Below are 23,166 nucleotides of genomic sequence, written 5' to 3'. Positions count from 1 at the left end.
CTGAACTAACCCTGAAAGTAAAATCTGATAATCTGCCTTGATCCGGGTGCCGGACTGGGACGGAGGGATGAAATTTCTGGATAATTACAGGATCCTTCTGTCAATGAAGGGTCTTTTTTGTATTCCAGATTTCTAACATCTGAAAAGGTGTTTCATCTCCTCTTGATTAAAAAGGAGGAAAAAGGATGAAGCTATCCAATCGGTTCTTGAAAATGAAGAAGGAAAAAGAAAAAATTGTCATGCTGACTGCCTATGATTATCCATCTGCCAAATTGGCAGAAAACACAGGGGTTGATATGATTTTAGTCGGTGACTCCCTTGGTATGGTAGTACTGGGATATGAATCTACGGTTCCGGTAACGGTGGAGGATATGATCCACCACACAAAAGCTGTAAAACGAGGGGCACGAAATACATTTGTTGTAACAGATATGCCATTTATGAGCTACCATTTATCAATAGAAGACACTCTGAAAAATGCTGCAAGAATCATCCAGGACGGCCAGGCCGATGCAGTTAAGGTGGAGGGCGGCGACCATGTCATAACCATGATCTCTGCGTTAACCAGCGCTGGTGTACCCGTAGTTGCCCACTTGGGACTGACACCCCAATCTGTCGGCGTGCTTGGCGGCTACAAGGTTCAGGGGAAGGATGCTGAAGCAGCAAGGAAACTAATTGAAGATGCAAAGGCATGTGAAAAAGCAGGTGCACTTGCCATTGTTCTTGAATGCGTGCCGCACCAAGTGGCTGCAATGGTTACAGAAGCCTTATCAATTCCGACAATTGGGATTGGTGCCGGAAAAGAGACGGATGGCCAGGTGCTGGTTTACCATGATGTAATTAATTATGGTGTCGACCGGGTAGCTAAATTTGTTAAAACTTACGGTAATGCGAATGAATTAATTTCCGAAGCATTATCCCAATATGTTTCTGAAGTAAGAGAATGCTCCTTCCCGGAGGACAAACATACATTTACAATGCAAGAGGATGAAGTTGCTTCATTGTACGGAGGCAGAAAATGAAAATAATTACCCATGCTGATGAAATGCAAAATTATATTAAAAACGAAAAAGCGGCCGGAAAAAGCATCGGCTATGTGCCGACAATGGGATACCTGCATGAAGGACATGAATCACTTTTGCAAAAGGCGAGAAAAGAAAACGATATTCTAGTTTTGAGCATATTTGTGAATCCGCTCCAATTCGGTCCAAATGAAGATTTCGATTCATACCCGCGGGACATGGACAGGGATGAACAAGTTGCAAGAAACGCGGGCGCCGATTATATCTTTTATCCGACTGTACAAGAAATGTATCAGGATGAAGTTTCCGTTTCCGTTGTGGTTAAAGACAGGACTGATGTGCTGTGCGCCAAAAACAGGCCAGGCCATTTTGATGGTGTAGCCACAGTGCTGACTAAGTTATTCAATATTACCCAAGCTGACAAGGCCTACTTTGGGATGAAAGATGCCCAGCAGGTTGCCGTTGTTAAGGGGTTGGTGAAAGACTTCAATTTTATGGTTGAAGTTGTGCCGGTAGATACCATCAGGGAAGAGGACGGGCTTGCCAAAAGCTCACGCAACATCAACCTTCTTGAGGAAGAACGCACTGAGGCAAGTGAACTTTATCAGGCGCTTACTATTGGAAAAAATGCAGTATTGAATGGTGAAACAAATCCAGAAGCGATTGTTTCAATGATAAGGGAGCATTTGGAAAATAAAACTAATGGAAAGATTGACTATGTAGAAATTTATTCCTATCCAGAGCTCAAGCCGCTTTCCCAACTGTCAGGCACAATTATTATTGCGCTGGCAGTAAGATTCAGCAGGGCCAGGCTGATAGATAATGTTGTCTTTACCATCTAACAACATAGATTCCTATAGGGGGAAAAGAAATGTTTCGGACAATGATGAACGGCAAAATTCACCGCGCTCGCGTGACAGAAGCCAATTTAAATTATGTAGGAAGCATTACCATCGATGAGAACATCCTCGATGCTGTCGGGATGCTTCCAAACGAGAAGGTGGCTATTGTGAACAATAACAATGGGGCGCGCCTGGAGACGTACATTATCGCAGGAGAAAGAGGCAGCGGAGTTGTTTGCCTGAATGGTGCTGCAGCAAGACTTGTACAGCCCGATGACATCGTGATCATTATTTCTTATGTAATGATTCCAGAAGAAAAAGTTCGCGGCCATAAGCCGAAAGTCGCGATTATGGATGAAAATAACCGGATCGTTGAAATGATTTCACATGAGCCGGAAGCTACTATTTATTAGAAAAAATCAACCTTTTTAACACAAGGGCGTAACTGGGAGCAGCAGTTTCGCCCTTGTTTATTTATTTGAAGGGTAAATATCCATATAGCATAAACACTATTGGGAAAGTAGAGAATAATTCTTCAAATCATTAAAAGTTAATTCGATTTATGTTTATAATATATAAAAAAGAATGTTTCAACGACTTAAGCTGAATCTATTGATGGGAAGTTTAAAACTCTGTCATTTTTAAATGATCTTTCATTAATGGATAACCATTTTATTAATGCTGCAGCTTATGTTATAAAAGATAAGATTCGTAAAATGCAGGTTATAGGCTCTTTTAGGGAAACTTTGTTGCTTTTGACCCTAAGGCTGTTTTAAAAACTGAGTAAATCCCTTAAACTCTTCCGAGAAGATGCCCGGAAGCCCCCAAAAAAACTGGAGGGTGTTTGGATACGAAAAGCAACACTTTATGCGAAAACAGGCATGTTGTAAATTGAGGTGTAATAATAGTGCAGCGATATGTAGTGATAGATTTAGAAACAACAGGAAATTCACCCAAAAAAGGCGACCGGATTATCCAATTTGCCGGGGTTGTAATAGAAAATGACCGGATCATCGAGGAATTCTCCACTTTCATTCGGCCTGGCGTAGAGATTCCTGTATTTATTGAGGAGCTCACTGGCATTAACGACTTAATGGTTAAGGATGCGCCTGTATTTGAGGAAGTAGCACCGAAAATTGTTGAAATGCTGAGCAACTCCTGTTTCGTTGCCCATAATGTCCTATTCGATTTATCATTTTTACAAGAAGAATTAAAGCGCTGCGGATATGACGGCTTTTTTGGTTCTGCTATTGATACAGTTGAGCTTTCGAAGCTCTTGCTGCCAACCTCGGACAGCTATAAACTGAGCTATCTTGCTAAACAAGAAGGATTCACACACACAAGGCCGCACCGTGCCGACAGCGATGCCTATGTAACGGCCATGCTTTTCATAAATCTAAAAAAGAAATTGTTTTCTCTGCCGCTTCTTACTTTGAAACATATGTACCGGCTTTCGCTGTCGCTTAAAAGCGAGCTGGCGGAACTAGTAAAAGAGAGTATTGACATAAGGAAAAAGTCATCTCCTATACATAATCCAAACATAGAAATTTTTCGCGGTCTTGCTCTAAATAATAGCGATGCAATCCCGCCAAACAGTGAAGGTGATAATCCGGAATATCCTGCTGCGCGGTCTGAAAAGCTGGCTATGCTCAGCAAAGCGTTTTCGAACCCGGAAATCCGGGAAGGACAGTTGAAAATGATGGACATTGTTTATCATTCCTTTGAAAAGAGCACCCATGCAATCATTGAAGCTGGTACCGGGATCGGTAAATCACTGGGTTATCTGCTTCCAGCTGTATACATTTCTAAGACAACGGGAACGCCGGTTATGATCGGGACACATACCCTTCAGCTTCAGGAGCAGCTATTAGGAAAGGAGCTTCCAAAGTTAAGAGCAATGCTGCCATTTCCAGTTTCAGCCGTGCTTATTAAGGGAAGATCTAATTATCTATCGCTTGCCAAATTTGAGCGGTCTTTGAGGGAGAAAGAAGATAACTACGAAACTGCTCTGACAAAAATCCAGATTCTTGTCTGGCTGACGGAAACAGTTACAGGAGATAGGGACGAACTTAACCTGACAAGCGGAGGCCAGCTGTTCTGGGAAAGGCTGCAAAGCGAGGAAACCATCTACAAAGGTCTGCAGGAGCCATGGGTGGAGAAGGATTTTTTTGAAAGGGCTAAAAAGAAAGCGGCGAAAGCAGATATTATTGTCACCAACCATTCATTTTTGCTGGCTGACTACCGTTCGGAAACTACATTTTTCTCAGGAATCCTAAACCTCGTGCTGGATGAAGCCCACCACATTGAAAAAGCTGCATCAAGATACTTGGGGGACAAGCTGGATTATATAACTGTCAAGACTATGCTTAACCGTATTGGCATGCACGATCAGAAACAGCTGCTTTATCGGCTTGAAAAAATGGTACAGGAATATGAAATCAATTGTGATGATCCCTATCAGTCAATCGAAAGGGAAATTAATGATTTTTCCTATGAGTTTGAACAAATGTTTTATACATTGGCCAGATTGGCGGAAAAGAACGCTTCTGCAGCAGGCTACAACAGATCCGCAATCAGAATTCAGCATAGCAATGAACAAAGGGGATTCCTTAAGCCGGCACAGCTTCTCGCGGAAAGACTGATTCATTATCTCGCGGAAATATATAAAAAAATACTTTTCAGGACGGTTCAGCTGCAAAATATGCAAGAACAGCTGAAGAAAAATCAGCTGTTTTTCTTAAATGAAATTGACTCAGTGCTGGCAGGAATTTTACAGGTGAAAAGCATGCTGCATGAGTTTTTTCTGAATCCATCAGAAGAGAATGTTTATTTTCTTGAAACGAACAAAACCGTTTCCCATTCAAGCATTTCTCTGTATTCTCAGCCAATTGATGCAGGAGAAAAGCTTTGGAAAGAATACCTGACAAGATATGACAGTGTGGTAATGACATCGGCCACACTAAGTGTAAAAGGATCATTCCGTTTCTTTATGGACCAGCTGGGCGTACCGAAGGAAAAGGGGATTCAAAAAGCAATTTTTCCATCTTCCTTTGATTATCGGAAAAATGTCAAAGCATTGATTGCCAAAGAAATGCCGGACATTAACCGGGTTACGGCGGATGAATATACAAATGCCCTTGCAAAGCATATAATATCAGCTGCTTCTGCCTCAAAAGGGAGAATGCTTGTGTTGTTTACATCAAACGAGATGCTAAGGAATACCTATGAAAAAGTGAAGGAATCTGGCAGGATTGAAGATTTTTCTTTATTCGCCCAGGGTGTGAGCGGAGGAAGCAGATCTCGGCTTATCCGCAATTTTCAAAGCTTTGAAAAAGCCGTGCTGTTTGGAACGGCCAGCTTTTGGGATGGTATAGATATTCCAGGCGAAGCCCTGTCCTGCCTGGCCATCGCAAGGCTGCCCTTTTCACCGCCGGATGAACCGATAACTGAGGCTAAGTGCAATAAAATCAGACTGGAAGGGAAAAATCCATTTTCCGTTTATGCATTGCCAGAAGCTCTGCTGCGTTTTCGCCAGGGATTTGGCCGGTTGATTAGGACCAGAGACGATAAAGGGATCCTGCTTGTATTGGACCGGCGCATTGTTTCGGCTAAATATGGAGAAGAATTCCGCCGGGCGCTTCCGTCCCTGGAGTGGATGGAAGCCGGTCAGTTAGAGTTATCAAAGGAAATAGATGATTGGCTATAAATTTCAAAAAGCGACAGAAATATTATCGGAAAGCGGCAGTTGCTGTTATAATAAATATTGTGAAAAAAAGAACGCACTTAGTTGGCTAGCGAAAGTGGGGTCAGAAGAAATGGAAAGCAAAATTGAAGTAATTTCGACGGTGAAGATCCAGCATTCTCCGGATCTATATAAAATTGTCGATGCACTGAACCGGACGCTTAAGGAAAAGGATTTAATGTTCGGACTGGCGCTGGACTCAGAAAATCAAGATAAAGCAATTTTTACTATTTATCGTACTTAGAAAGAGTGACTGCATTGAAAAAGTGGCTGATTATTACCTCTCTTGCCGTTCTGATTCTAATCGGCATTTCGGCCGGTGCCTACATACACGCGTTGAAGCCAAAAGACGCTGCTTATAAGAGGGCGTTTAGCAAAGCGCAAAACGAAGCCGGACTCGTCACGAAGGACAAGTTTTATATTTATAATGGTATGGAGTCCTATTATGTGATTGTCGGCAAGGATAAAAATAAAAAACAGAAAGCTGTCTGGATTCCTTTTGATAAAAAGCAAAAGGTTGTTATCAAAGATTTTCATAGCGGCAAGACAGAAGAAGACATCAGAAAAATAGTCTCCAGTGAAGCGGATCCTGATAAAATTGTAACTATTAAACTGGGTATGGAAAAAAGTGTCCCGCTATGGGAAGTAACATACTTGGATAATAAAAGGCGCTATAACTATGAGTACTATGAATTCAAGACCGGTGAATTGCTCAAATTTTACCGTAACATTTAGAATGGGGGATTTAATAATGGAATTGGCAAATCGAGTTCAGGCTCTCACGCCTTCTACTACACTGGCAATTACAGCAAAAGCAAAGGAGTTAAAGTCCCAAGGCCTTGATGTCATCGGACTTGGTGCAGGTGAACCTGATTTTAACACGCCGCAGAATATCATTGATGCGGCTGTCCGCTCCATGAATGAAGGCCATACTAAATACACGCCGTCTGCAGGGCTGCCAGAATTGAAAAAGGCGATTGCCGCCAAGCTCAAAAAGGATCAGGGACTTGAATATAAGCTTTCAGAAATAATGGTAGGTTCAGGAGCAAAGCATGTTCTTTATACACTTTTCCAGGCAATATTGAATGAAGGGGACGAAGTGATCATACCTTCTCCTTACTGGGTGAGCTACCCTGAGCAGGTTAAGCTGGCAGGAGGCGTACCTGTTTATGTTGAAGGTAAAGAAGAAAATGATTTTAAAGTTACTGCCAAACAGCTGGAAGCAAGCATTACTTCCAAGACAAAGGCAATGATCATAAACTCTCCAAGCAATCCGACCGGAATGATTTATTCAGCGGAAGAACTGCAGGAAATCGGCGATATCTGTGTCAAAAATAATATCCTTATCGTTTCTGATGAGATTTATGAAAAGCTTGTTTACGGCGGTGCAGAGCATACCTCAATCGCACAGCTGTCGGAGGCATTTAAAGAGAAGACTATCATTATTAACGGCGTTTCAAAATCCCACTCTATGACAGGGTGGAGAATAGGTTATGCTGCTGGTAGTGCAGAAATCATTAAAGCTATGACAAATTTGGCGAGCCATAGTACATCAAATCCAACCTCAACAGCACAATACGGAGCGATTGAAGCCTATAATGGGCCGCAGGATACTGTTTCTGAAATGAGGGATGCCTTTGAAAGCAGGCTTAATGCTATTTATGGAAAGCTAACGGCGATACCAGGCATCACATGTGTAAAGCCGCAAGGAGCGTTTTATCTTTTCCCTAATGCAAAGAAAACGGCTGTATTAACCGGCTATAACAATGTAGACGAATTCTCTGAAGCTTTGCTTGAAGAAGCGTTAGTCGCAGTGATTCCGGGTTCAGGATTCGGTACTGAGGATTATATCCGACTGTCGTATGCTACTTCCCTGGATCAGCTTGAAAAAGCTATTGAACGTATGCAAAGTTTTGTGAATGCCAAGATCCAACAAGTACAAAACGCTTAACACATAAAAAAGAAAACCTTGTCAATTGTCTGGCAAGGTTTTCTTTCACGGCTTTATTATGATTTTTGTGTTTGCCTGTCATTATCCCCAAATGTATAATGAGAAAGTGAAATTAGCTGTTTGCTGTAATTTATGGAGGGAAAACAAAGTGAAAATAACTATTTCTGAGGTCAGTAAGCATGTTGACCAACAAGTTACTTTAGGCTGCTGGCTAGCCAATAAACGTTCAAGCGGAAAAATCGCTTTTTTACAGCTGCGTGACGGAACTGGATTTATTCAGGGTGTTGTTGTTAAAGCTGATGTACCAGAAGAAATCTTCGCGCAGGCAAAGTCTGTAACACAGGAATCTTCCATGTATGTAACAGGAATTGTTCAGCGCGATGAGCGTTCTCCGTTCGGATATGAACTTCTCGTACAAAACATTGAAGTTCTTCACGAGGCTGTGGATTATCCAATTACACCGAAGGCACATGGCCCGGAGTTTTTAATGGATAACCGCCATCTATGGCTGCGTTCTAAACGACAGCATGCTGTAATGAAGATCCGTAACGAGATCATCCGTGCTACATATCAATTTTTTAATGAAAACGGATTTTCAAAGGTAGATCCGCCAATCTTGACAGGAAGTGCTCCTGAAGGCACATCTGAGCTATTTGCTACGAAGTATTTTGACGAGGATGCATACCTTTCCCAGAGCGGCCAATTATATATGGAAGCTGCGGCAATGGCACTGGGAAAAGTATTTTCCTTTGGCCCTACTTTCCGTGCAGAAAAATCCAAAACCCGCCGCCACTTAATTGAATTCTGGATGATTGAGCCTGAAATGGCTTTCTATGAGTTTGAAGATAACCTGAAGGTCCAGGAAGACTATGTGTCTTTCATCGTTCAATCAGTTTTGGAAAATTGTAAGCTGGAATTAAATACTCTTGGCCGCGATGTTACTGTTCTAGAGAAAATTTCAGCGCCTTTCCCAAGAATCACATATGATGAAGCAATCAAGTTTTTGCATGAAAAGGGCTTTGACGACATCCAGTGGGGTGATGACTTCGGGGCGCCGCATGAAACAGCGATTGCTGAAAGCTATGACAAGCCTGTTTTTATTACGCACTATCCGACAGGTATCAAACCATTCTACATGCAGCCGCATCCTGAGCGTTCTGACGTTGTACTTTGTGCCGACCTGATTGCCCCTGAAGGATACGGAGAAATCATTGGCGGATCCCAGCGTATCCATGATTTTGAATTATTGAAGCAGCGGATAGCAGAGCATGGTTTGAATGAAGATGCTTACAAATGGTATTTAGAGCTGAGACAATACGGCTCTGTTCCTCATTCCGGCTTTGGCCTTGGTCTTGAAAGGACGGTAGCCTGGATCAGCGGAGTGGAGCATGTAAGGGAAACAATTCCTTTCCCGCGCTTGTTAAACCGCTTATATCCATAATAGAAATTTACAGACAGTACGATGTTAGGTATTATGTACCTGTTTCTCCGGCTAAGAAGAACCTTGTCATTTGGCAGGGTTTTTCTTTTTTTTTAATTTTTTTGAATCCCTTGCCAAGCTAGGGACCATAACAGCGAGGAAATTTCATAGCAAACTGTAAAAAGTTTCTCCTGTTTTGCAGTTAGCCGGGTGCGGAATTTTCATGTTATACTACATATGAGGTGTGTTTCCTATGATTAAAACTGGATTGCTTGAATGGATGAAAGAAGGCCATATCATGGTACCTTCTTTTCTTTTATCACATTATAAAATGCTCGGACTGAATGAAAGTGAGCTAATGCTGCTTTTGCAGCTTCAAAATTTTTCCGAACAGGGGAACAAGTTTCCCACACCGGCAGAAATATCGGCAAGAATGACATTTTCGGAGGCTGAATGCTTACTCTTTTTGCAGAAGCTGATTCAAAAAGGCTTTATTGTAATCGAAGAAGAAATCACGGATAGCATTCGCCACGAAAGTTATTCCCTGGAGCCGATGCTAGTAAAAATTATAAACTGTTTCTTGAATGAACAAAATCATAAAGAATCAGAGCAGGTAAAGCAAGAAGAAGAAAGCCTGTATACCGTTTTCGAACAGGAATTTGGAAGGCCTTTATCCCCGTTTGAATGTGAAACACTTGCCATGTGGATGGATGATGATGCACATCAGCCGGAAATTATTAAAGCAGCATTAAAAGAAGCTGTTATTTCCGCAAAGCTGAATTTTCGCTACATAGACAGGATTTTATTTGAATGGAAGAAAAATGGAATTAAAACAATTGATCAGGCAAAGATGCAGGGAGAGAAATTCCGGGCCCACCAAAAGCGCGGAAGAAAGCCTGAGCCGGTTGTTGTTAAGGATGTTCCATTTTACAACTGGCTAGAGCAGTAGAAATCTGACGCAGATTAATTTAGTTATGGGGGAATGGGCATAATCAACAACCGGATGATTTAGTCTCTATGAGGAAGATTTGCTCAATCGAAGTTTAATATGGCCAAATTTAAACAAACTTTTCCAAATTGCAATGAGGATGGTGTAGTACGAAATGCTGAACAAAGCTCAAATTCGCCATTGTCTTGATGTGATGGGCAAGATGTTTCCAGATGCCCATTGTGAGCTGAATCACTCTAACCCGTTTGAGCTAGTCATTGCTGTAGCATTATCAGCTCAATGTACAGATGCATTGGTGAATAAAGTGACGAAGGACTTGTTTAACAAATATAAAACTCCAGAAGATTATTTAGCGGTTCCGATTGAAGAACTGGAAACTGATATCCGTTCCATCGGCCTGTACCGTAATAAAGCGAAAAATATACAAAAACTGTCCAGGATGATTTTAGAAGATTATCAAGGCGAAGTGCCAAGGGACAGGGATGAATTAACGAAGCTTGCTGGTGTGGGCCGTAAAACAGCTAATGTCGTCGTTTCTGTTGCTTTCGGGGTTCCTGCAATCGCGGTTGATACGCATGTAGAGCGGGTCAGCAAACGCCTCGGTTTTTGCCGGTGGAAAGACAGTGTCCTCGAGGTAGAAAAAACGCTGATGGCAAAGGTTCCAAAGGATGAGTGGTCGGCAACCCATCACAGGCTTATATTCTTTGGACGTTACCACTGCAAAGCACAGGCTCCGCAATGTGAAATCTGTCCTCTTCTGGAAGTATGCAGGGAAGGCAAAAAACGAATGAAACGGAAGAATAGCTAATGAGTCAGGTACATTGTAAAATACCTGCTGACCTTGAGCATCCATTATTTTATTCTTCAAATGAACTGGCACTCGAAATTGATTGTTTTCAAGTTTGGGATAATCTTGCTGAATATGCGGTTTATCCATATGAGATACTGGCGGCAAACGGAAATCACGCATTTCAGCCTTGGCAGGAGAGTGGACAAGCGTTGCCGGATCTATTTGCAAAGTGGAAAACATTAAGCTTGGAGGCAGGGCTGCTTTTTGCCGAAAGGAATACTAAGGAAGCGGCTGGGCCGATGATAGAGGGGCTAGCCATTTTCATTTCAGCTCTGTTCTGGATGAATGGATACCCTGTTACACTGTCTGACTGGCAAGGCAGACTATCTGGATTTGACTTTAAACCGGTTAATGCTGTAGAACGGCTGGAGTTCGTAATGAACAGGCCGCTCCTATACCACTCATATAAACAATTAACAGAACTCATGATTGAATTGGAAAAACAATATTATAAAAAAATAGCGCTGCAAAAGTAAACCTGGCTTCTTTAAGAAACTAGGTTTTTTTATTTTGGCATTTGAATGGATTATGGATAACCAGCTTAAAAAATTTCTATAATTCTGCTATTAAAAAGGCTGGCCCCAGATAGTCGTTTGTAACGACCGTTAGGGCCAGCCTTTTGTTTTACTCATAACGTTTTAATTGTAGCCATTTTCTTTCCGTTACCTCATGTAATCTCAGGGAGTGGTACCGGGAGGTGTTGTTCCAGTTCCGGGATTAGTGCCTCTATTGCCTTCCGGAGTTTCTGGAGGTACTTGGCCATCTTCATCTGGTTCACCTTCATCGGGTTGCTCTTCATTATTTCCCCCTCCAGGAATAGTACCATTGCCGTTCCCATTCCCATTACCATTCCCATTACCATTCCCATTACCGTTGCCATTACCATTCCCATTACCATTCCCATTACCATTCCCATTACCATTCCCATTACCGTTGCTATTCCCATTTCCACTCAAATCACCCGGCTGCTGCTGGTTTTCACCATCGCCGCCGTCTTCGTCAGCAGGATCCTCAGGTTGTTCTTCAGGTATTGCTCCTGGAACCTGATAGGTGACAGAAGCGGTATCACTCTTTTGGTCATCTTCTTTTGCCGCGACAGTGAATTTGTAAATGCCGCCTGGAACCGCACTTTGGACGATGAGTTGTTTTTCTTTAGTTGTTATAACCTGTTCCGTTCCGCCTTCCAGTGCTGCCGTTACTTCAAAGTCAGGCTGCTCATCTGAAGAATAATCCCATTCCAGAACCAGCTGGTTCATAGGCTGGTCATAGTTGACGCGTAGGTTAGTTGGTCCGTCGAGCCTGTCAAATTGCTTGGAAACCTTTGTAGGCTCCGTTCCTTTGATAAAATATTCATAGACGATTTTATCCTTAGGAGTATATTTGCTAGGCAGGCTTGCCGGCTTGGATCCTGCTTCAATTCCAACTTCCACAACGCTCTTTGGTTTAGTGAAATCGGCTGTTTTTACATCTTCTGAAACATATGTCATAAGATTTTTGAACATCTTCTTGGCTATATGCTGTGATTGCTGTCCGAGATAGTCTTCGTTTTGTTTATCATATCCTGTCCAGATTGCTGCGGTGTAGTTTGTCGTATATCCTGCAAACCATGCATCCCGAACTGCTTTGCTTGGAAAACCATATTTGCTTTTCTCTTCTGCCGTGTAGTTGGTCGTCCCTGTCTTTCCTGCAACAGGGAGGCCAGGGATATTTGCTGTGTGTCCTGTACCATAGCTCTTTCTAAGAACATCTTTAAGCATGTCACTGATCATGAAGGCTGTTGATTCTTTCATTACAACCTCTGGATCTGGAGCTGTTTTGATAGTTGTATTTTTATCGCGCAAAACTATTTTCGTTACAGCATGCGGCTTTGTATAGATTCCGTTGTTTCCGAAGGCACTGTATGCCCCAGCCAGCTGGAGCGGAGAAATGCCTGGTTCAAGGGCGCCTATAGCAGCAGATTCATAAAAAGTGTCTTTCTTTAATGAAATGCCAAGCTTGGCCGCGAATTCCCGCGAATTATCCATGCCTACTTCCTGGAACGTCTTCAATGCGGGGATGTTTAGTGAACGTACCAGCGCTTCACGGATTGATACCTGGCCATAATGGGACCTCGATGCATTGTTTATTTTCGTCCCATCTGAGTATTCATATGGCTCATCGACAATTTGTTCGTAAGTGGACCATTTTAACTTTTCAACTGCTGGACCATAGTCCAGGACTGGCTTTATTGTTGATCCAGGATCGCGCTCAATGTCTGTCGCAAAATTCATGCCTCGTTTAACGGTTGCATTTCTTCCGCCGCCAATAGCACGGATTTCTCCCGTTTTAGTATCCAGAAGGGTGATGCCTGCCTGCATTTTATCATCCGGGTAATTAATGATTTCGTCTGTTGATAGCATTTTATCGACATATTCCTGTGCTTTTGTATCCAGGGTTGTATAGATTTCAAGTCCGTCAGTATGGACGTTATAGTCGCCCATATCTTCAACTTCTTCAATTACCGTATCAATAAAATAATCATAAGGAGTTGTATCTTTTTCCTGTTTTTCAGATTTTACAAGACTCTTTTCAACAGGTATTGCCTGTGCATTTTTCATTTCTTCTTTTGTGATATACCCATGCTGATTCATAAGGCCCAGAACGATATCCCGGCGTTTTTTTGCCCTGTCCGGGTGTTTAAAAGGATCGTATCTGCTTGGGCTCTGCGGAAGGCCGACAAGAAGAGCAATCTCATGCAGCTCCAGATCCTTTAGTTCTCTGCCGTAATAAACATTGGCAGCCGTAGCAATTCCATTAGCTTCATTGGCAAACCAGATCTTATTAACGTACATTTCAAGGATTTCCTGTTTTGTGTACTTTTGTTCCAGTCTATACGCCAGCCATGCTTCCTGAGCTTTCCGTTTTATCGTTTTATCAGGAGTCAGGAAGGAGCGCTTTACCAATTGCTGGGTAATCGTACTTGCCCCCTGGGACCCGAATCCCTGGGTAAGGTTAGCGACAACAGCGCTTCCCAGGCGGAGAAGATCGACACCGTGATGTTTGTAGAATCGTACATCCTCTGTTGCCAGGAATGCTTCCTCAACCTCTTTCGGCAATTCTTCATACGGAATGAAGTCACGGTTTTCCTTGCCTACTTCATCTATCAGGTTTTTATCTTTATCATAAATTTTTGATGAGATCGGATCTTTCAGCAGCTTTTCATCAATCTTCGGTGCGTCACTGACAAAATAAGCGAATGTTCCTGCACCTATAACCATGCCTGCTATTCCCAATGTGATTAGCAAGAGAAAAATCTTCCTAAAGAGGCCTTTTGATTTTGGCTTTTTCTTGCTTTTGGTCTTTGTTTCGGCCAATTTTCGGCGTTCTTCCCTTGTTTTATATTTTTCTGCCATTACAGCAACCTGCCTTTCTAATGTAAAACACAATCTATTTATTTGTTTGTTAGTATCCCATCGATGATTTTAATATAATCAATCCTTGGCTGGAATCCAAGCGGGATAAAACTGGAATGGGCTTCGACTTCTTCTTTCGAAATCGATTTTCTTCCTCCCTCGAGCATGCGCTCCCAAAAGCCGGTTAAATGATGAGAATCCATAAGGTAAATTTCATCAGCCGCTGAGAACTTCAGCAGTACAAAAGAAATGCCCCCTTGTTGTGAGACTGCCACCATGTGCTTGATTTGGTGCTCATGGAAATTCTTCAAAGGAAAAGAGGTTGGATTCTGGGTTTCCTTCGCTTCAAAATCGACATATTTCCCTTTATATACTCCGTTATAATCAGTGGTTGATGCTTGTTTAAAATAGGCTTCTCTGATTACAGCAGCACTTCGCTTTGGGTAGTGAACATCAACGATTTGAATGGGTGTAGGTTTTTTATGGATAACGGCAATCCCATTAGCCAAGTAATATTCATTGGAGTCATTGATGTCATCCTCGAGCGATTTCCCCCTATTGCCGTAATTAGCTTTTTTTACAGGGCGGCTGGTCAATGCTGCAACAGCCGGAACATATCTTTTCCCGTTCGGATAATGAAAGGCCACAATTCCCCCTCCTTTTTGGTACCTCATCTATGATAACAAAAATAGCGGCTAATGGGTGAATAAAAGTGACTATTTGATTGAACCATACAAGTATTACCAGCAAACAGCACAGAAAGAGTGAACTAAACATATGAGTTTTCCTCTGTCAGATAAAGAACAGCAAATCATTAATAAAATTAACGAAATAACAAAACGCTGCAATAAAGATAATATATCCAGAACAAAGGCATATGCAGAAATTTTTGCTCAGCATCCATCCATAAAGTGGTCATTTTTGGCCAGCATGGTTTCACGGAATGCTGGCTATAACATGTGTGACCTTGAAGGGAAATGGCTGAAGGAAGGACTCCCCAGACATTACCGGTATATATTGTTTTTGCTGTATGAACGTGCAAATTGGCTTATTTTTGAAGATGCTTTCCCCCAGCTCCTTCTCTATCATTATTCGACGGAATGCGGCACCCCAATGTTTCACTTATGCAAATATTTTTCAGTTTCTTTTTTTATGGAAAAGGAATGGAATTATTTTTGGGGTGTGAGGGATCAAAAAAGGCTGGTTTATTCCTTGATAATCAATGAGCAGAATATTATCCAGAAGCCTGTTATTGACCATCTTTTTTATAAGAAGCATGTTTTCCGCTCAACGGTTTTTTTGCTTCAGGATTTGCTGCATTTCAGTGTAGTTCTTTTTCCAACACTAAACGGAGATCTATTTGGCGCTTCAGTTTCCCGGTTCTCGAAACTGGATACCCGGATTGAACTAGGCAAAAAGTTATTTGCAATCTTATTTTCTCCAAAGCTTTTTCCTCAGTTTCACGAATTTTCAAGGAAGACTGAGCATACGGGATCCAGATACGATTACGAACAATATTTTAAAAGAAAAAAAGTGCGGAATACTCCTTTTTTGCGTGCTTCTTATCCTGTAATATCCCACCACCGAAAGGATTTTTCACAATGGGACCGCAAAGTAAAGGTTAAACGCAAATGGTATCGGGAGCCGGCTGTTCCAAAAAAAATTCATTTAAATGATTGGTTTGCTAAAAAGCAAAAACAGCTCCATATGGGGATAACGATAGAAAACATAGTGATAGGGGAAAAGGCGGTCAAAAATAGATATTAAGCTAGCCATTATACACTATTTATCTGCTTTTTGTCGAATCTGCGTGGAATGGCACTTTGTTTGCCGATTCTCTTCTAGTTTTGTCAACAGTGAAGGAAACGCGGCCAGACGGCAAGAATCTTACAATAAAAAGTACACAGGAGGATTAAATAAATGGCAGTAAAAATGATACCAAGACAAGAAATACTTGAACTGCTCTCAGAAATAGAAGCTTCAATTGAACGGCTGGAAACAAACCTTGAGAAGAGCGTAGAAAGGGAACGAGGCCTTATTATGCAAAACAATCGGAATATAACTGAGGGAGTTCAGCTGAAAATTAGAAAAGTGAGGATTACTGCAGAGGCAGCAGGCAGCCAGAAGCTGCAGACTATAGGCAAGCCTATTTCCATTAAGCCAAACCTTAGTTATTAATAATCTGATACTTGTTTTCGTAATGCTAATAATATTCCAGCTGTTTACCAGCAGGCCCAATCAGAGCTTTCTTTAATTGCCTGGTGAAAGAATACTCAATATAGTGATTTTCTGCTATTTTATAAGTATAAACTTTTACTTCGCAGACATATCTGTCTTTCGAAGCTTTTGTTAGGAGGAAGCAATGTGGATAAAAGCTTGATTATAGAGCAGACTAAAAAATTGATTGAATATAACCACCGTGCTGATAAAATTTTTGATGGTGTAAAAGCTGACGGAACTGAACGGGATTTCTTCCTGGAGGTGAAGCCATTTGCCGATGATGTCCATCAATTGGCGAGGGAGTGGGCGGAAGCGGTTAAGGGCTGGATGAAGGCGGAAAGCTTCTCTTACTTATATCCGCTGCAGGTAGAACAGGCAGCAGAGAATATTTCAAATGTAGCAATACAGGCATTCTATCCAAAGACAAGCTTAAGCCGTTTTAAAAGCCATGTCCAATCGGTAGAATTTACCCTTCAAAACATCCTGCGGGAAGCTGAACGTAAACTCCAATAAAAGTGCGGGCACCATATTGGGATTCTTCTCATATAGTATATCAGCTATTATCACGAGGAGGATGAAGGGCTCATGTACAGAATGGGGTCCCTTTTTGGACAACAGCAATTTACCAGGCAAGATGCAGCCATTCAGCCTTATGCTGTTATGGCGCAGCAGATGCACTTTCCCCAGCACTACAGTTTTCCTGCCGGACATTTTGGAGGGTACCAGACCTATGCCCCATCACCATATCTTCAGCCGCAATTTCGGCCGCCATTTAATGGAGAAGTGATGGGAGCAGGGACGTTTATGCAGGGGGCACAGCAGATGCCCCATCAGGCCGTTCCTTATTATACGGAAAAGCAGCATAATCCATTTGATAATCCGCTGCAGCCGAGCACGCCGCCGAATCCATACCAGCAGCCAGGAATACACCAGTTCGTCAATCCATATCCAAAACAAAGTTTTATGCAAAAGCCCCAGCAGGCGGGCTTATCATCAGTACTCAACCAATTTAAAACTCAGGATGGAACAATCGATCTAAATAAAATGGTGAATACTGCCGGACAGGTGCTTAATACAGTTAGCCAGGTATCGGCGATGTTTAAAGGGGCCGGAAGCATCTTTAAAGCGTAAAAGGCCATACTGTATTCCAAAAACTGCCCAAATAAAAAACCTATTAATACTAGTAAGTGACCCGTACACACAATAAAGTGGTACGGGTCGTTTTTTTAAAAAAATGAACAATTTTTTGCAGGGCTGGCCTATTGATTGCGGCTAGCGAGCAATTAAAGCTCAATAATGAAGCACTTGGAATTTTCTCCGCAAAAAAGGGGGAGTGCATTAGCTCCCCCTCATTCAATAATTTGAATCCTCTTACCCCTCACCTTTGGTATCTTTATTTCGAGCAGGCCGTCGCGATGATTTGCTTTGATATTTTCGCCCATAACAGGTTTTGCAAAGGCTACAGAATGGGAAAGCCTTCTGGTTGCTGAGTGCTTTTTAAAGATTCCTTTCGATTGGTTTTCTTCCATTTCTAATTCCTGATGGCTGATTGAAATGACCAGTGTCTGCGAGAAAAACTCCAGTTCAATCTGTTCGCGGCTAATGCCCGGTAGCTTGGCAGAAACGAGATACTCATTTTCTGTTTCGGATAGCTCAACTGGAAAGCTTTTCTCTTTTGAAGCCGTGGCAAAGAAATCATCCATCGACTGCAATAAACCTTTAATCGGCTTTTCGCCCAATAATCGATCCATCGAATAAAGGAAATCGTTGAAAGCTTCTTTCTTCCAATCCTTTGAGGACTGCTTGTTTTCTGAGGATGCCATAGAAATCCCTCCGTTGTATATGCTGCTTCTAAACAGCCTATGAGAAAGGAACTTTATTGGTGCCTTGATAGCGCAAATATGTAAAAACAGCGAACATCACAAAAGTGTGATGCACATCACGTTACTAGAAAAGCATAGCCAGTATGATGAAAAAGTAGATAACAAAGGAGAGAGGGGAAACGTAATGTTTTGTCATCAATGCGAACAAACGCCAACTGGCGGATGTACTATTGTAGGGGTATGCGGGAAAGATGAAAATATCTCGAGTTTGCAGGATACGATAATTTTTGCTTTAAAGGGGATTGCTGCATACAGGACACATGCTGCACAGCTGGGATATACAGATCCGTTTGTTGATCAAGTAACACACGAAGCACTTTACATGACTCAAGAGCATATAGATATGGCGATGAAGGTAGGCCAGGCGGCTATAAAGGTAGGCCAGGCGGCTATAAAGGTAATGGAGCTGCTTGATAAGGCCCATACAGAAAGACTGGGAGTTCCTCAGCCTGTTAAGGTAACTCAGAACAAAATTGAAGGAAAATGCATTGTCGTAACAGGACATAACCTGTTTGCACTAGAAGAGCTGTTAAAACAGACAGAAGGAAAGGGCATCAACATCTATACCCACTCCGAAATGCTTCCAGCACATGGATACCCAGCCCTTAAAAAATTCCCTCATCTTAAAGGGAACATCGGTAAGGCTTGGTTTGACCAGAGAAGGCTTTTCGAAATATTCCCTGGAGCGATTCTCGCAACAACAAACTGCGTAATGCCAATTAAAGGTACATATGCAGACAGATTCTTCTCATATGAAGTAGCAGGTCTTGAGGGTGTTCGAAAGATTGAAGGAAACGATTTTGCGCCATTGATTTATAGAGCATTGGAATTGCCGGCAGCAGATATGGAATCTGAGGATACTTTATTAACAGGTTTCCACCATGAAACTGTTTTGGGCATAGCACCTGAAGTTATCGACGCTGTAAAAGCGGGTAAAATACACCGTTTCTTTGTAATTGCAGGCTGTGATGCACCAGGCAAAGGGGCAGAGTATTACCGCGAGCTGGCAACATCCCTGCCTCCGGATACAGTTATTCTGACCACTTCTTGCGGTAAATTCCGTTTCAATGATGTAGATTATGGCACTGTTCCGGGGACTAATATCCCGCGTTATATTGACCTGGGCCAGTGCAATAATTCTGTATCTAGGATTAAGATAGCCTTAGCGCTGGCTGAAGCCTTTGATTGTCCGGTAAACGAGCTTCCGGTAAGTATCGTACTATCTTGGTTCGAGCAAAAAGCAGTGGCAATTCTGCTTGGACTGTTCAGCCTAGGAATCCAGGATATCCTTATTGGGCCAAAACCCCCTGAATTTATTTCTGAAGGAGTTTTGGGAGTATTGCAAAATGCATTTAACCTCAAATTGATTACAACTGCTCAGGAAGATATGGCAGCAATGCTTAATACAGTTGAAAAATAATACTGAAAAATGAGGAAACCCCGTCTGAGGATTGCAGCGGACGGGGTTTCCTTTTTTATCAGGGCGTTTGAGCTTTCAAAGAGAAAGTATAACTTTTTTAACAAGTCAGATGTCTAGCTCCAGCAACCAGCCCCGACACACAGGACAAGGAATTCTACGGCAGCGATACATCGCACGAAACAAAGCGTTAGCTTTGTGAGGACGTGCTAGTGCCGACTGCGCCACAGGACAAGGAAAGCTTCGACAGCATTTCATCGCACGAAACAAAGCGACAGCTTTGTGACGAAGTGGAGAGTTAAGACGTTCTTCCTCTGAACAGGGCGTTTGTGCTTCTCTATAACAGCAGTTCATCCATCAATTTTTCAGGATGGTACCGGTATCCTTCCTTCGTTTCAATTAAAAGACCGAGCTTTTTCAGCTTGCTTAATGTCCTGCTGATGGTTTCGCGGGTGGAGCCAATCATTTTTGCCAGATCCTGATTCGTTATGTTTAAATCTACATGAATTTCTCCACCGCTATCTTTCCTGCCAAGGTCGCTTCCGAGACGGAGGATGAGCTTGATGATTTGTTCATAAGAATTATTAAGGATTTGAGCTTCAAGCCTTTTTTGCAGATCAACAATTTTTTCACCTAACACATGGAACATTTTCTTGCTCATATCCGGATTATAGATTAGGATCTTTTCAAACTCTTTTTTCGGTATGATAATGAGCGTGCACTGTTCGAGTGCCTGGGCGAATGCTGGATATCCTCCTTCCCGGAAAAAACCAACATGTGGAAACATCTCCCCATTTGTGTGGATTGCTACAATTTGCTCCCGGCCATTTGCGTCGTTTCGATAGATCTTTACCCGGCCTTCAAATAGAAATAAGACATTTTGGATTGGCTCCTCCTGAAGAAAAATATGGTGCGTTTTTGCATATGTACGAACGATTGAAATTTCTTCAATGAGCTTAATTTCTTCAGCGCTTAAAGCGTTTAATAGCGGAGCGCTTTTTAAAGCATTTTTTACCATTTTTACAACCTCTTCCGCATAAAGCTTTCCTCATATTATATCAGTGCCGTGATTGGCTGTGAAAGTATTCCTCTGCTAAAAAGAGAACCCAGATGAAAGAAACTTTGAAATGTAAAAATTTATTTCTTTTTAAACGAACATTCATTCGTTAAAATAAAAGAATGGGGTGATGATATGAAATTGCGAAAAAATCTCCAGGAATTAATTTCAGAGCTTAAGACGAATGAAGAATTTAAGGATAATATTGCCCATTGGCATACAATAAACGCAAAACCTGCTTCAGTTGTACCGTTCCCGGACTCTATGGACCTGCGGATACAGGAGGCACTGAAGAAGCGCAAGATTGACGGTCTTTATACCCACCAGGCCACCGCTTTTGATGCGGCGGCGAAGGGTAAAAGTCTTGTTGCGGTTACTCCGACTGCATCTGGAAAAACGCTATGCTACAACCTGCCAGTCATTCAATCAATACTTGAAAATGAGAAAACAAGGGCTCTTTATATATTCCCGACAAAGGCTTTGAGTTATGACCAGAAAAGCGAACTGCATGAAATGATCAACGAAATGGAGGTCAATATTAATAGCTATACCTATGATGGGGATACTCCGTCAAATATCCGCCAGAAAATCCGGAAGGCAGGACATATTGTGATTACAAACCCCGACATGCTACACTCGGGGATCCTGCCTCATCACACAAAATGGGTGTCACTCTTTGAAAACCTGAAATATGTGGTGATAGATGAACTTCATATATACAGAGGGGTTTTTGGCAGCCATACAGCCAATGTTATCAGGAGGCTGAAGCGAATATGCCATTTCTACGGAAGCGATCCAGCTTTTATCTGTACTTCTGCTACCATAGCAAATCCGAGGGAACTGGCTGAAGAGCTGACTGAAAAAAGCATGGTGCTTGTTAATAACAATGGCGCTCCAAGCGGAAAAAAACACTTTGTTTTTTATAATCCGCCTGTCGTCAACAAGCCGCTTAATATCAGGAGAAGTGCCGTTCTGGAATCAAGAAGGCTGGCCATGGAGTTTTTAAGAAACAAGATTCAAACAATTGTTTTTGCCAGAAGCCGGGTAAGAGTGGAGATCCTGCTGACCTATTTGCAGGAATTGGTTTCAAAGCAGCTTGGACCAAAATCTATCCGCGGATACCGGGGAGGTTACCTCCCGAAACAGCGCAGGGAGATTGAAAAGGGTCTTAGAGAAGGAAGTATTTATGGAGTCGTCAGCACAAATGCACTTGAACTGGGTGTAGACATTGGGCAGCTGCAGGTATGTATTATGACTGGATATCCCGGTTCAATCGCCAGCGCCTGGCAGCAGGCAGGACGGGCTGGCCGCCGGCATGGTGAGGCGCTGATAATTATGGTAGGGAGCTCCAGCGCGCTGGACCAGTATATTGTCCAAAATCCGGAGTATTTTTTCGGAAGGAATCCAGAAACGGCACGAATCAATCCAGATAATCTCGTAATCCTGGTCGACCATGTAAAGTGCGCCGCATATGAGCTGCCTTTTAAAGCAGGTGATACTTTTGGGAAAGCAGAAATTGCTGATGTTCTTGAATTTTTAACTGAGGAACGGGTTCTTCACGAAAATAACGGCAAATGGTTTTGGATGAATGATGCCTTCCCGGCGCATAACATTTCCCTCCGCTCCGCTTCTCAGGAAAATGTGGTCATTATTGATTTGACGAACGAACCAGATGTGAAGGTTATCGGAGAGATGGATCGTTACAGTGCCATGACTCTGCTGCATGATGAGGCTATTTACCTGCATCAGGGTGTCCAATATCAGGTTGAGGAGCTGGATTGGGAGGAAAAGAAAGCATATGTGCGGGAAGTGAATGTCGATTACTATACAGATGCCAATCTGGCAGTTCAGTTATCGGTTCTGGAAATTGATAAACAAAGAAACTCCCCTTCACACGAGGCAGCATTTGGGGACGTTTCAGTAAGGGCTATGGCAACCATTTTCAAAAAAATCAAATTTGATACACATGACAATATCGGGTCAGGCCCCATTACACTTCCCGAGGAAGAGCTTCATACAGCTGCAGCTATGCTTTCCCTTAATCCGGAGATACTTGGATGGGAAGAAAACAGGATTGAGCAGGGATTGATCGGCGCTGCCCAGGCGTTAAATGGCATGGTGCCTCTTTATGTAATGTGCGACCCGCATGATATCCATGTGTACCCGCAGGTAAAAGCGGCCCATAATGAAAAGCCGACTATTTTTATTTACGATCGCTATCCGGGCGGCGTGGGGCTAAGTGAAAAGGTATATGAAAATGCAGACTTGATTCTGCATGAGACAACGCAAATGATTGAGAGATGCCAGTGTGAAACAGGATGCCCGTCCTGTGTAGGGACGGATTCAGCATCCCATACCGCAAAACGGGATGCAGTCCAGCTATTGAAGCTGTTTTCAACTGAGATGATCCAATAGGGAAAG

At 42.4% G+C, this 23,166-nt stretch carries 21 protein-coding genes; 17 read left to right on the top strand and 4 right to left on the bottom strand.

Annotation, left to right across the window (positions count from 1 at the left end; genetic code table 11):
- Positions 1–185 precede the first annotated feature (185 nt).
- From panB to CVD28_RS17750, 11 genes are all read left to right on the top strand, one after another.
- Positions 186–1,022: a 3-methyl-2-oxobutanoate hydroxymethyltransferase gene (panB, locus tag CVD28_RS17800; RefSeq protein WP_101594489.1), complete on the top strand. Its 837-nt coding sequence runs from the start codon at positions 186–188 to the stop codon at positions 1,020–1,022.
- Positions 1,019–1,864 (top strand): pantoate--beta-alanine ligase, encoded by an 846-nt coding sequence (gene panC, locus CVD28_RS17795; RefSeq protein WP_101594486.1) that lies wholly within the window; start codon positions 1,019–1,021, stop codon positions 1,862–1,864. Before panB ends, panC begins: the two co-directional genes overlap by 4 nt.
- A 29-nt stretch (positions 1,865–1,893) precedes the next feature.
- Complete coding sequence (panD, locus tag CVD28_RS17790) at positions 1,894–2,277, top strand: aspartate 1-decarboxylase (protein WP_101594484.1); 384 nt, start codon at positions 1,894–1,896, stop codon at positions 2,275–2,277.
- 494 nt (positions 2,278–2,771) lie between these two features.
- Positions 2,772–5,570 carry an ATP-dependent DNA helicase DinG gene (dinG, locus tag CVD28_RS17785; RefSeq protein WP_180954210.1) on the top strand — a complete coding sequence of 933 codons (2,799 nt, stop codon included), beginning with the start codon at positions 2,772–2,774 and terminating at the stop codon, positions 5,568–5,570.
- Positions 5,571–5,679: 109 nt separating this feature from the next.
- Positions 5,680–5,850 carry a YpmA family protein gene (locus CVD28_RS17780; protein ID WP_101594698.1) on the top strand — a complete coding sequence of 57 codons (171 nt, stop codon included), beginning with the start codon at positions 5,680–5,682 and terminating at the stop codon, positions 5,848–5,850.
- A 14-nt stretch (positions 5,851–5,864) separates the two neighbouring features.
- Positions 5,865–6,341 carry a cell wall elongation regulator TseB-like domain-containing protein gene (locus tag CVD28_RS17775; RefSeq protein ID WP_101594479.1) on the top strand — a complete coding sequence of 159 codons (477 nt, stop codon included), beginning with the start codon at positions 5,865–5,867 and terminating at the stop codon, positions 6,339–6,341.
- Positions 6,342–6,357: 16 nt separating this feature from the next.
- Positions 6,358–7,557 carry a pyridoxal phosphate-dependent aminotransferase gene (locus tag CVD28_RS17770; protein WP_101594477.1) on the top strand — a complete coding sequence of 400 codons (1,200 nt, stop codon included), beginning with the start codon at positions 6,358–6,360 and terminating at the stop codon, positions 7,555–7,557.
- 148 nt (positions 7,558–7,705) lie between these two features.
- Positions 7,706–8,998: an asparagine--tRNA ligase gene (gene asnS / locus CVD28_RS17765; RefSeq protein WP_101594475.1), complete on the top strand. Its 1,293-nt coding sequence runs from the start codon at positions 7,706–7,708 to the stop codon at positions 8,996–8,998.
- Positions 8,999–9,230: 232 nt separating this feature from the next.
- Positions 9,231–9,926, top strand: a complete 696-nt coding sequence (locus CVD28_RS17760; RefSeq protein WP_101594473.1) for a DnaD domain-containing protein — start codon at positions 9,231–9,233, stop codon at positions 9,924–9,926.
- A gap of 154 nt (positions 9,927–10,080) precedes the next feature.
- Complete coding sequence (gene nth / locus CVD28_RS17755; RefSeq protein WP_101594470.1) at positions 10,081–10,734, top strand: endonuclease III; 654 nt, start codon at positions 10,081–10,083, stop codon at positions 10,732–10,734.
- The gene (locus tag CVD28_RS17750) at positions 10,734–11,252 is read left to right on the top strand and encodes a YpoC family protein (protein ID WP_101594468.1); all 519 of its coding nucleotides are present in this window, start codon (positions 10,734–10,736) and stop codon (positions 11,250–11,252) included. Before nth ends, CVD28_RS17750 begins: the two co-directional genes overlap by 1 nt.
- 201 nt (positions 11,253–11,453) lie before the next feature.
- Here CVD28_RS17750 and CVD28_RS17745 read toward each other — a convergent pair whose 3' ends face one another.
- Entirely contained in the window at positions 11,454–14,168 is a 2,715-nt protein-coding gene (locus CVD28_RS17745) for a transglycosylase domain-containing protein (protein ID WP_101594466.1), read from the bottom strand.
- Positions 14,169–14,206: 38 nt separating this feature from the next.
- Positions 14,207–14,815, bottom strand: coding sequence for a Holliday junction resolvase RecU (gene recU, locus CVD28_RS17740; protein ID WP_101594464.1), 609 nt, complete (start codon positions 14,813–14,815; stop codon positions 14,207–14,209).
- A 130-nt stretch (positions 14,816–14,945) separates the two neighbouring features.
- On the opposite strand from recU, the gene CVD28_RS17735 reads away from it, so the two are divergent.
- The 4 genes from CVD28_RS17735 to CVD28_RS17720 all read left to right on the top strand — a co-directional run bounded on the left by CVD28_RS17735 (position 14,946) and on the right by CVD28_RS17720 (position 17,519).
- A complete protein-coding gene (locus CVD28_RS17735) occupies positions 14,946–15,935 on the top strand; it encodes a DUF2515 family protein (RefSeq protein WP_101594461.1) in 990 nt (329 codons plus the stop codon).
- A gap of 153 nt (positions 15,936–16,088) precedes the next feature.
- The gene (locus CVD28_RS17730; RefSeq protein WP_101594459.1) at positions 16,089–16,346 is read left to right on the top strand and encodes a hypothetical protein; all 258 of its coding nucleotides are present in this window, start codon (positions 16,089–16,091) and stop codon (positions 16,344–16,346) included.
- 186 nt (positions 16,347–16,532) lie between these two features.
- Positions 16,533–16,901, top strand: coding sequence for a YppE family protein (locus tag CVD28_RS17725; protein WP_180954209.1), 369 nt, complete (start codon positions 16,533–16,535; stop codon positions 16,899–16,901).
- 72 nt (positions 16,902–16,973) lie between these two features.
- Positions 16,974–17,519 (top strand): YppG family protein, encoded by a 546-nt coding sequence (locus CVD28_RS17720; protein ID WP_257985908.1) that lies wholly within the window; start codon positions 16,974–16,976, stop codon positions 17,517–17,519.
- A 218-nt stretch (positions 17,520–17,737) separates the two neighbouring features.
- Here the strand turns inward: CVD28_RS17720 and CVD28_RS17715 are convergent, their stop codons facing one another.
- Positions 17,738–18,211 (bottom strand): Hsp20/alpha crystallin family protein, encoded by a 474-nt coding sequence (locus tag CVD28_RS17715; protein ID WP_101594453.1) that lies wholly within the window; start codon positions 18,209–18,211, stop codon positions 17,738–17,740.
- A 184-nt stretch (positions 18,212–18,395) separates the two neighbouring features.
- Between CVD28_RS17715 and hcp the strand changes: the two genes are divergently transcribed.
- Complete coding sequence (gene hcp, locus CVD28_RS17710; RefSeq protein WP_101594450.1) at positions 18,396–19,691, top strand: hydroxylamine reductase; 1,296 nt, start codon at positions 18,396–18,398, stop codon at positions 19,689–19,691.
- Between the two features lie 334 nt (positions 19,692–20,025).
- On the opposite strand, the gene CVD28_RS17705 is transcribed toward hcp, so the two are convergent.
- Positions 20,026–20,706, bottom strand: coding sequence for a Crp/Fnr family transcriptional regulator (locus tag CVD28_RS17705; protein ID WP_101594448.1), 681 nt, complete (start codon positions 20,704–20,706; stop codon positions 20,026–20,028).
- 174 nt (positions 20,707–20,880) lie between these two features.
- On the opposite strand from CVD28_RS17705, the gene CVD28_RS17700 reads away from it, so the two are divergent.
- Positions 20,881–23,160, top strand: a complete 2,280-nt coding sequence (locus CVD28_RS17700) for a DEAD/DEAH box helicase (RefSeq protein WP_101594444.1) — start codon at positions 20,881–20,883, stop codon at positions 23,158–23,160.
- Positions 23,161–23,166 lie beyond the last annotated feature (6 nt).

It is taken from the genome of Bacillus sp. M6-12 (assembly GCF_002860285.1).
Classification (GTDB): Bacteria; Bacillota; Bacilli; order Bacillales; family DSM-1321; genus Peribacillus.
The sequence above is the reverse complement of the archived record's forward strand: the minus strand, read 5'-3'. Positions and strand labels throughout refer to the sequence as shown.

What these genes read in the sequence shown, in the direction of transcription:
- panB (WP_101594489.1), top strand. Translation starts at nt 186, where the DNA reads ATGAAGCTATCCAATCGGTTCTTGAAAATGAAGAAGGAAAAAGAAAAA.
- panC (WP_101594486.1), top strand. Translation starts at nt 1,019, where the DNA reads ATGAAAATAATTACCCATGCTGATGAAATGCAAAATTATATTAAAAAC.
- panD (WP_101594484.1), top strand. Translation starts at nt 1,894, where the DNA reads ATGTTTCGGACAATGATGAACGGCAAAATTCACCGCGCTCGCGTGACA.
- CVD28_RS17780 (WP_101594698.1), top strand. Translation starts at nt 5,680, where the DNA reads ATGGAAAGCAAAATTGAAGTAATTTCGACGGTGAAGATCCAGCATTCT.
- CVD28_RS17770 (WP_101594477.1), top strand. Translation starts at nt 6,358, where the DNA reads ATGGAATTGGCAAATCGAGTTCAGGCTCTCACGCCTTCTACTACACTG.
- CVD28_RS17760 (WP_101594473.1), top strand. Translation starts at nt 9,231, where the DNA reads ATGATTAAAACTGGATTGCTTGAATGGATGAAAGAAGGCCATATCATG.
- nth (WP_101594470.1), top strand. Translation starts at nt 10,081, where the DNA reads ATGCTGAACAAAGCTCAAATTCGCCATTGTCTTGATGTGATGGGCAAG.
- CVD28_RS17750 (WP_101594468.1), top strand. Translation starts at nt 10,734, where the DNA reads ATGAGTCAGGTACATTGTAAAATACCTGCTGACCTTGAGCATCCATTA.
- CVD28_RS17745 (WP_101594466.1), bottom strand. Translation starts at nt 14,168, where the DNA reads ATGGCAGAAAAATATAAAACAAGGGAAGAACGCCGAAAATTGGCCGAA.
- CVD28_RS17735 (WP_101594461.1), top strand. Translation starts at nt 14,946, where the DNA reads ATGAGTTTTCCTCTGTCAGATAAAGAACAGCAAATCATTAATAAAATT.
- CVD28_RS17730 (WP_101594459.1), top strand. Translation starts at nt 16,089, where the DNA reads ATGGCAGTAAAAATGATACCAAGACAAGAAATACTTGAACTGCTCTCA.
- CVD28_RS17720 (WP_257985908.1), top strand. Translation starts at nt 16,974, where the DNA reads ATGTACAGAATGGGGTCCCTTTTTGGACAACAGCAATTTACCAGGCAA.
- CVD28_RS17715 (WP_101594453.1), bottom strand. Translation starts at nt 18,211, where the DNA reads ATGGCATCCTCAGAAAACAAGCAGTCCTCAAAGGATTGGAAGAAAGAA.
- hcp (WP_101594450.1), top strand. Translation starts at nt 18,396, where the DNA reads ATGTTTTGTCATCAATGCGAACAAACGCCAACTGGCGGATGTACTATT.
- CVD28_RS17705 (WP_101594448.1), bottom strand. Translation starts at nt 20,706, where the DNA reads ATGGTAAAAAATGCTTTAAAAAGCGCTCCGCTATTAAACGCTTTAAGC.
- CVD28_RS17700 (WP_101594444.1), top strand. Translation starts at nt 20,881, where the DNA reads ATGAAATTGCGAAAAAATCTCCAGGAATTAATTTCAGAGCTTAAGACG.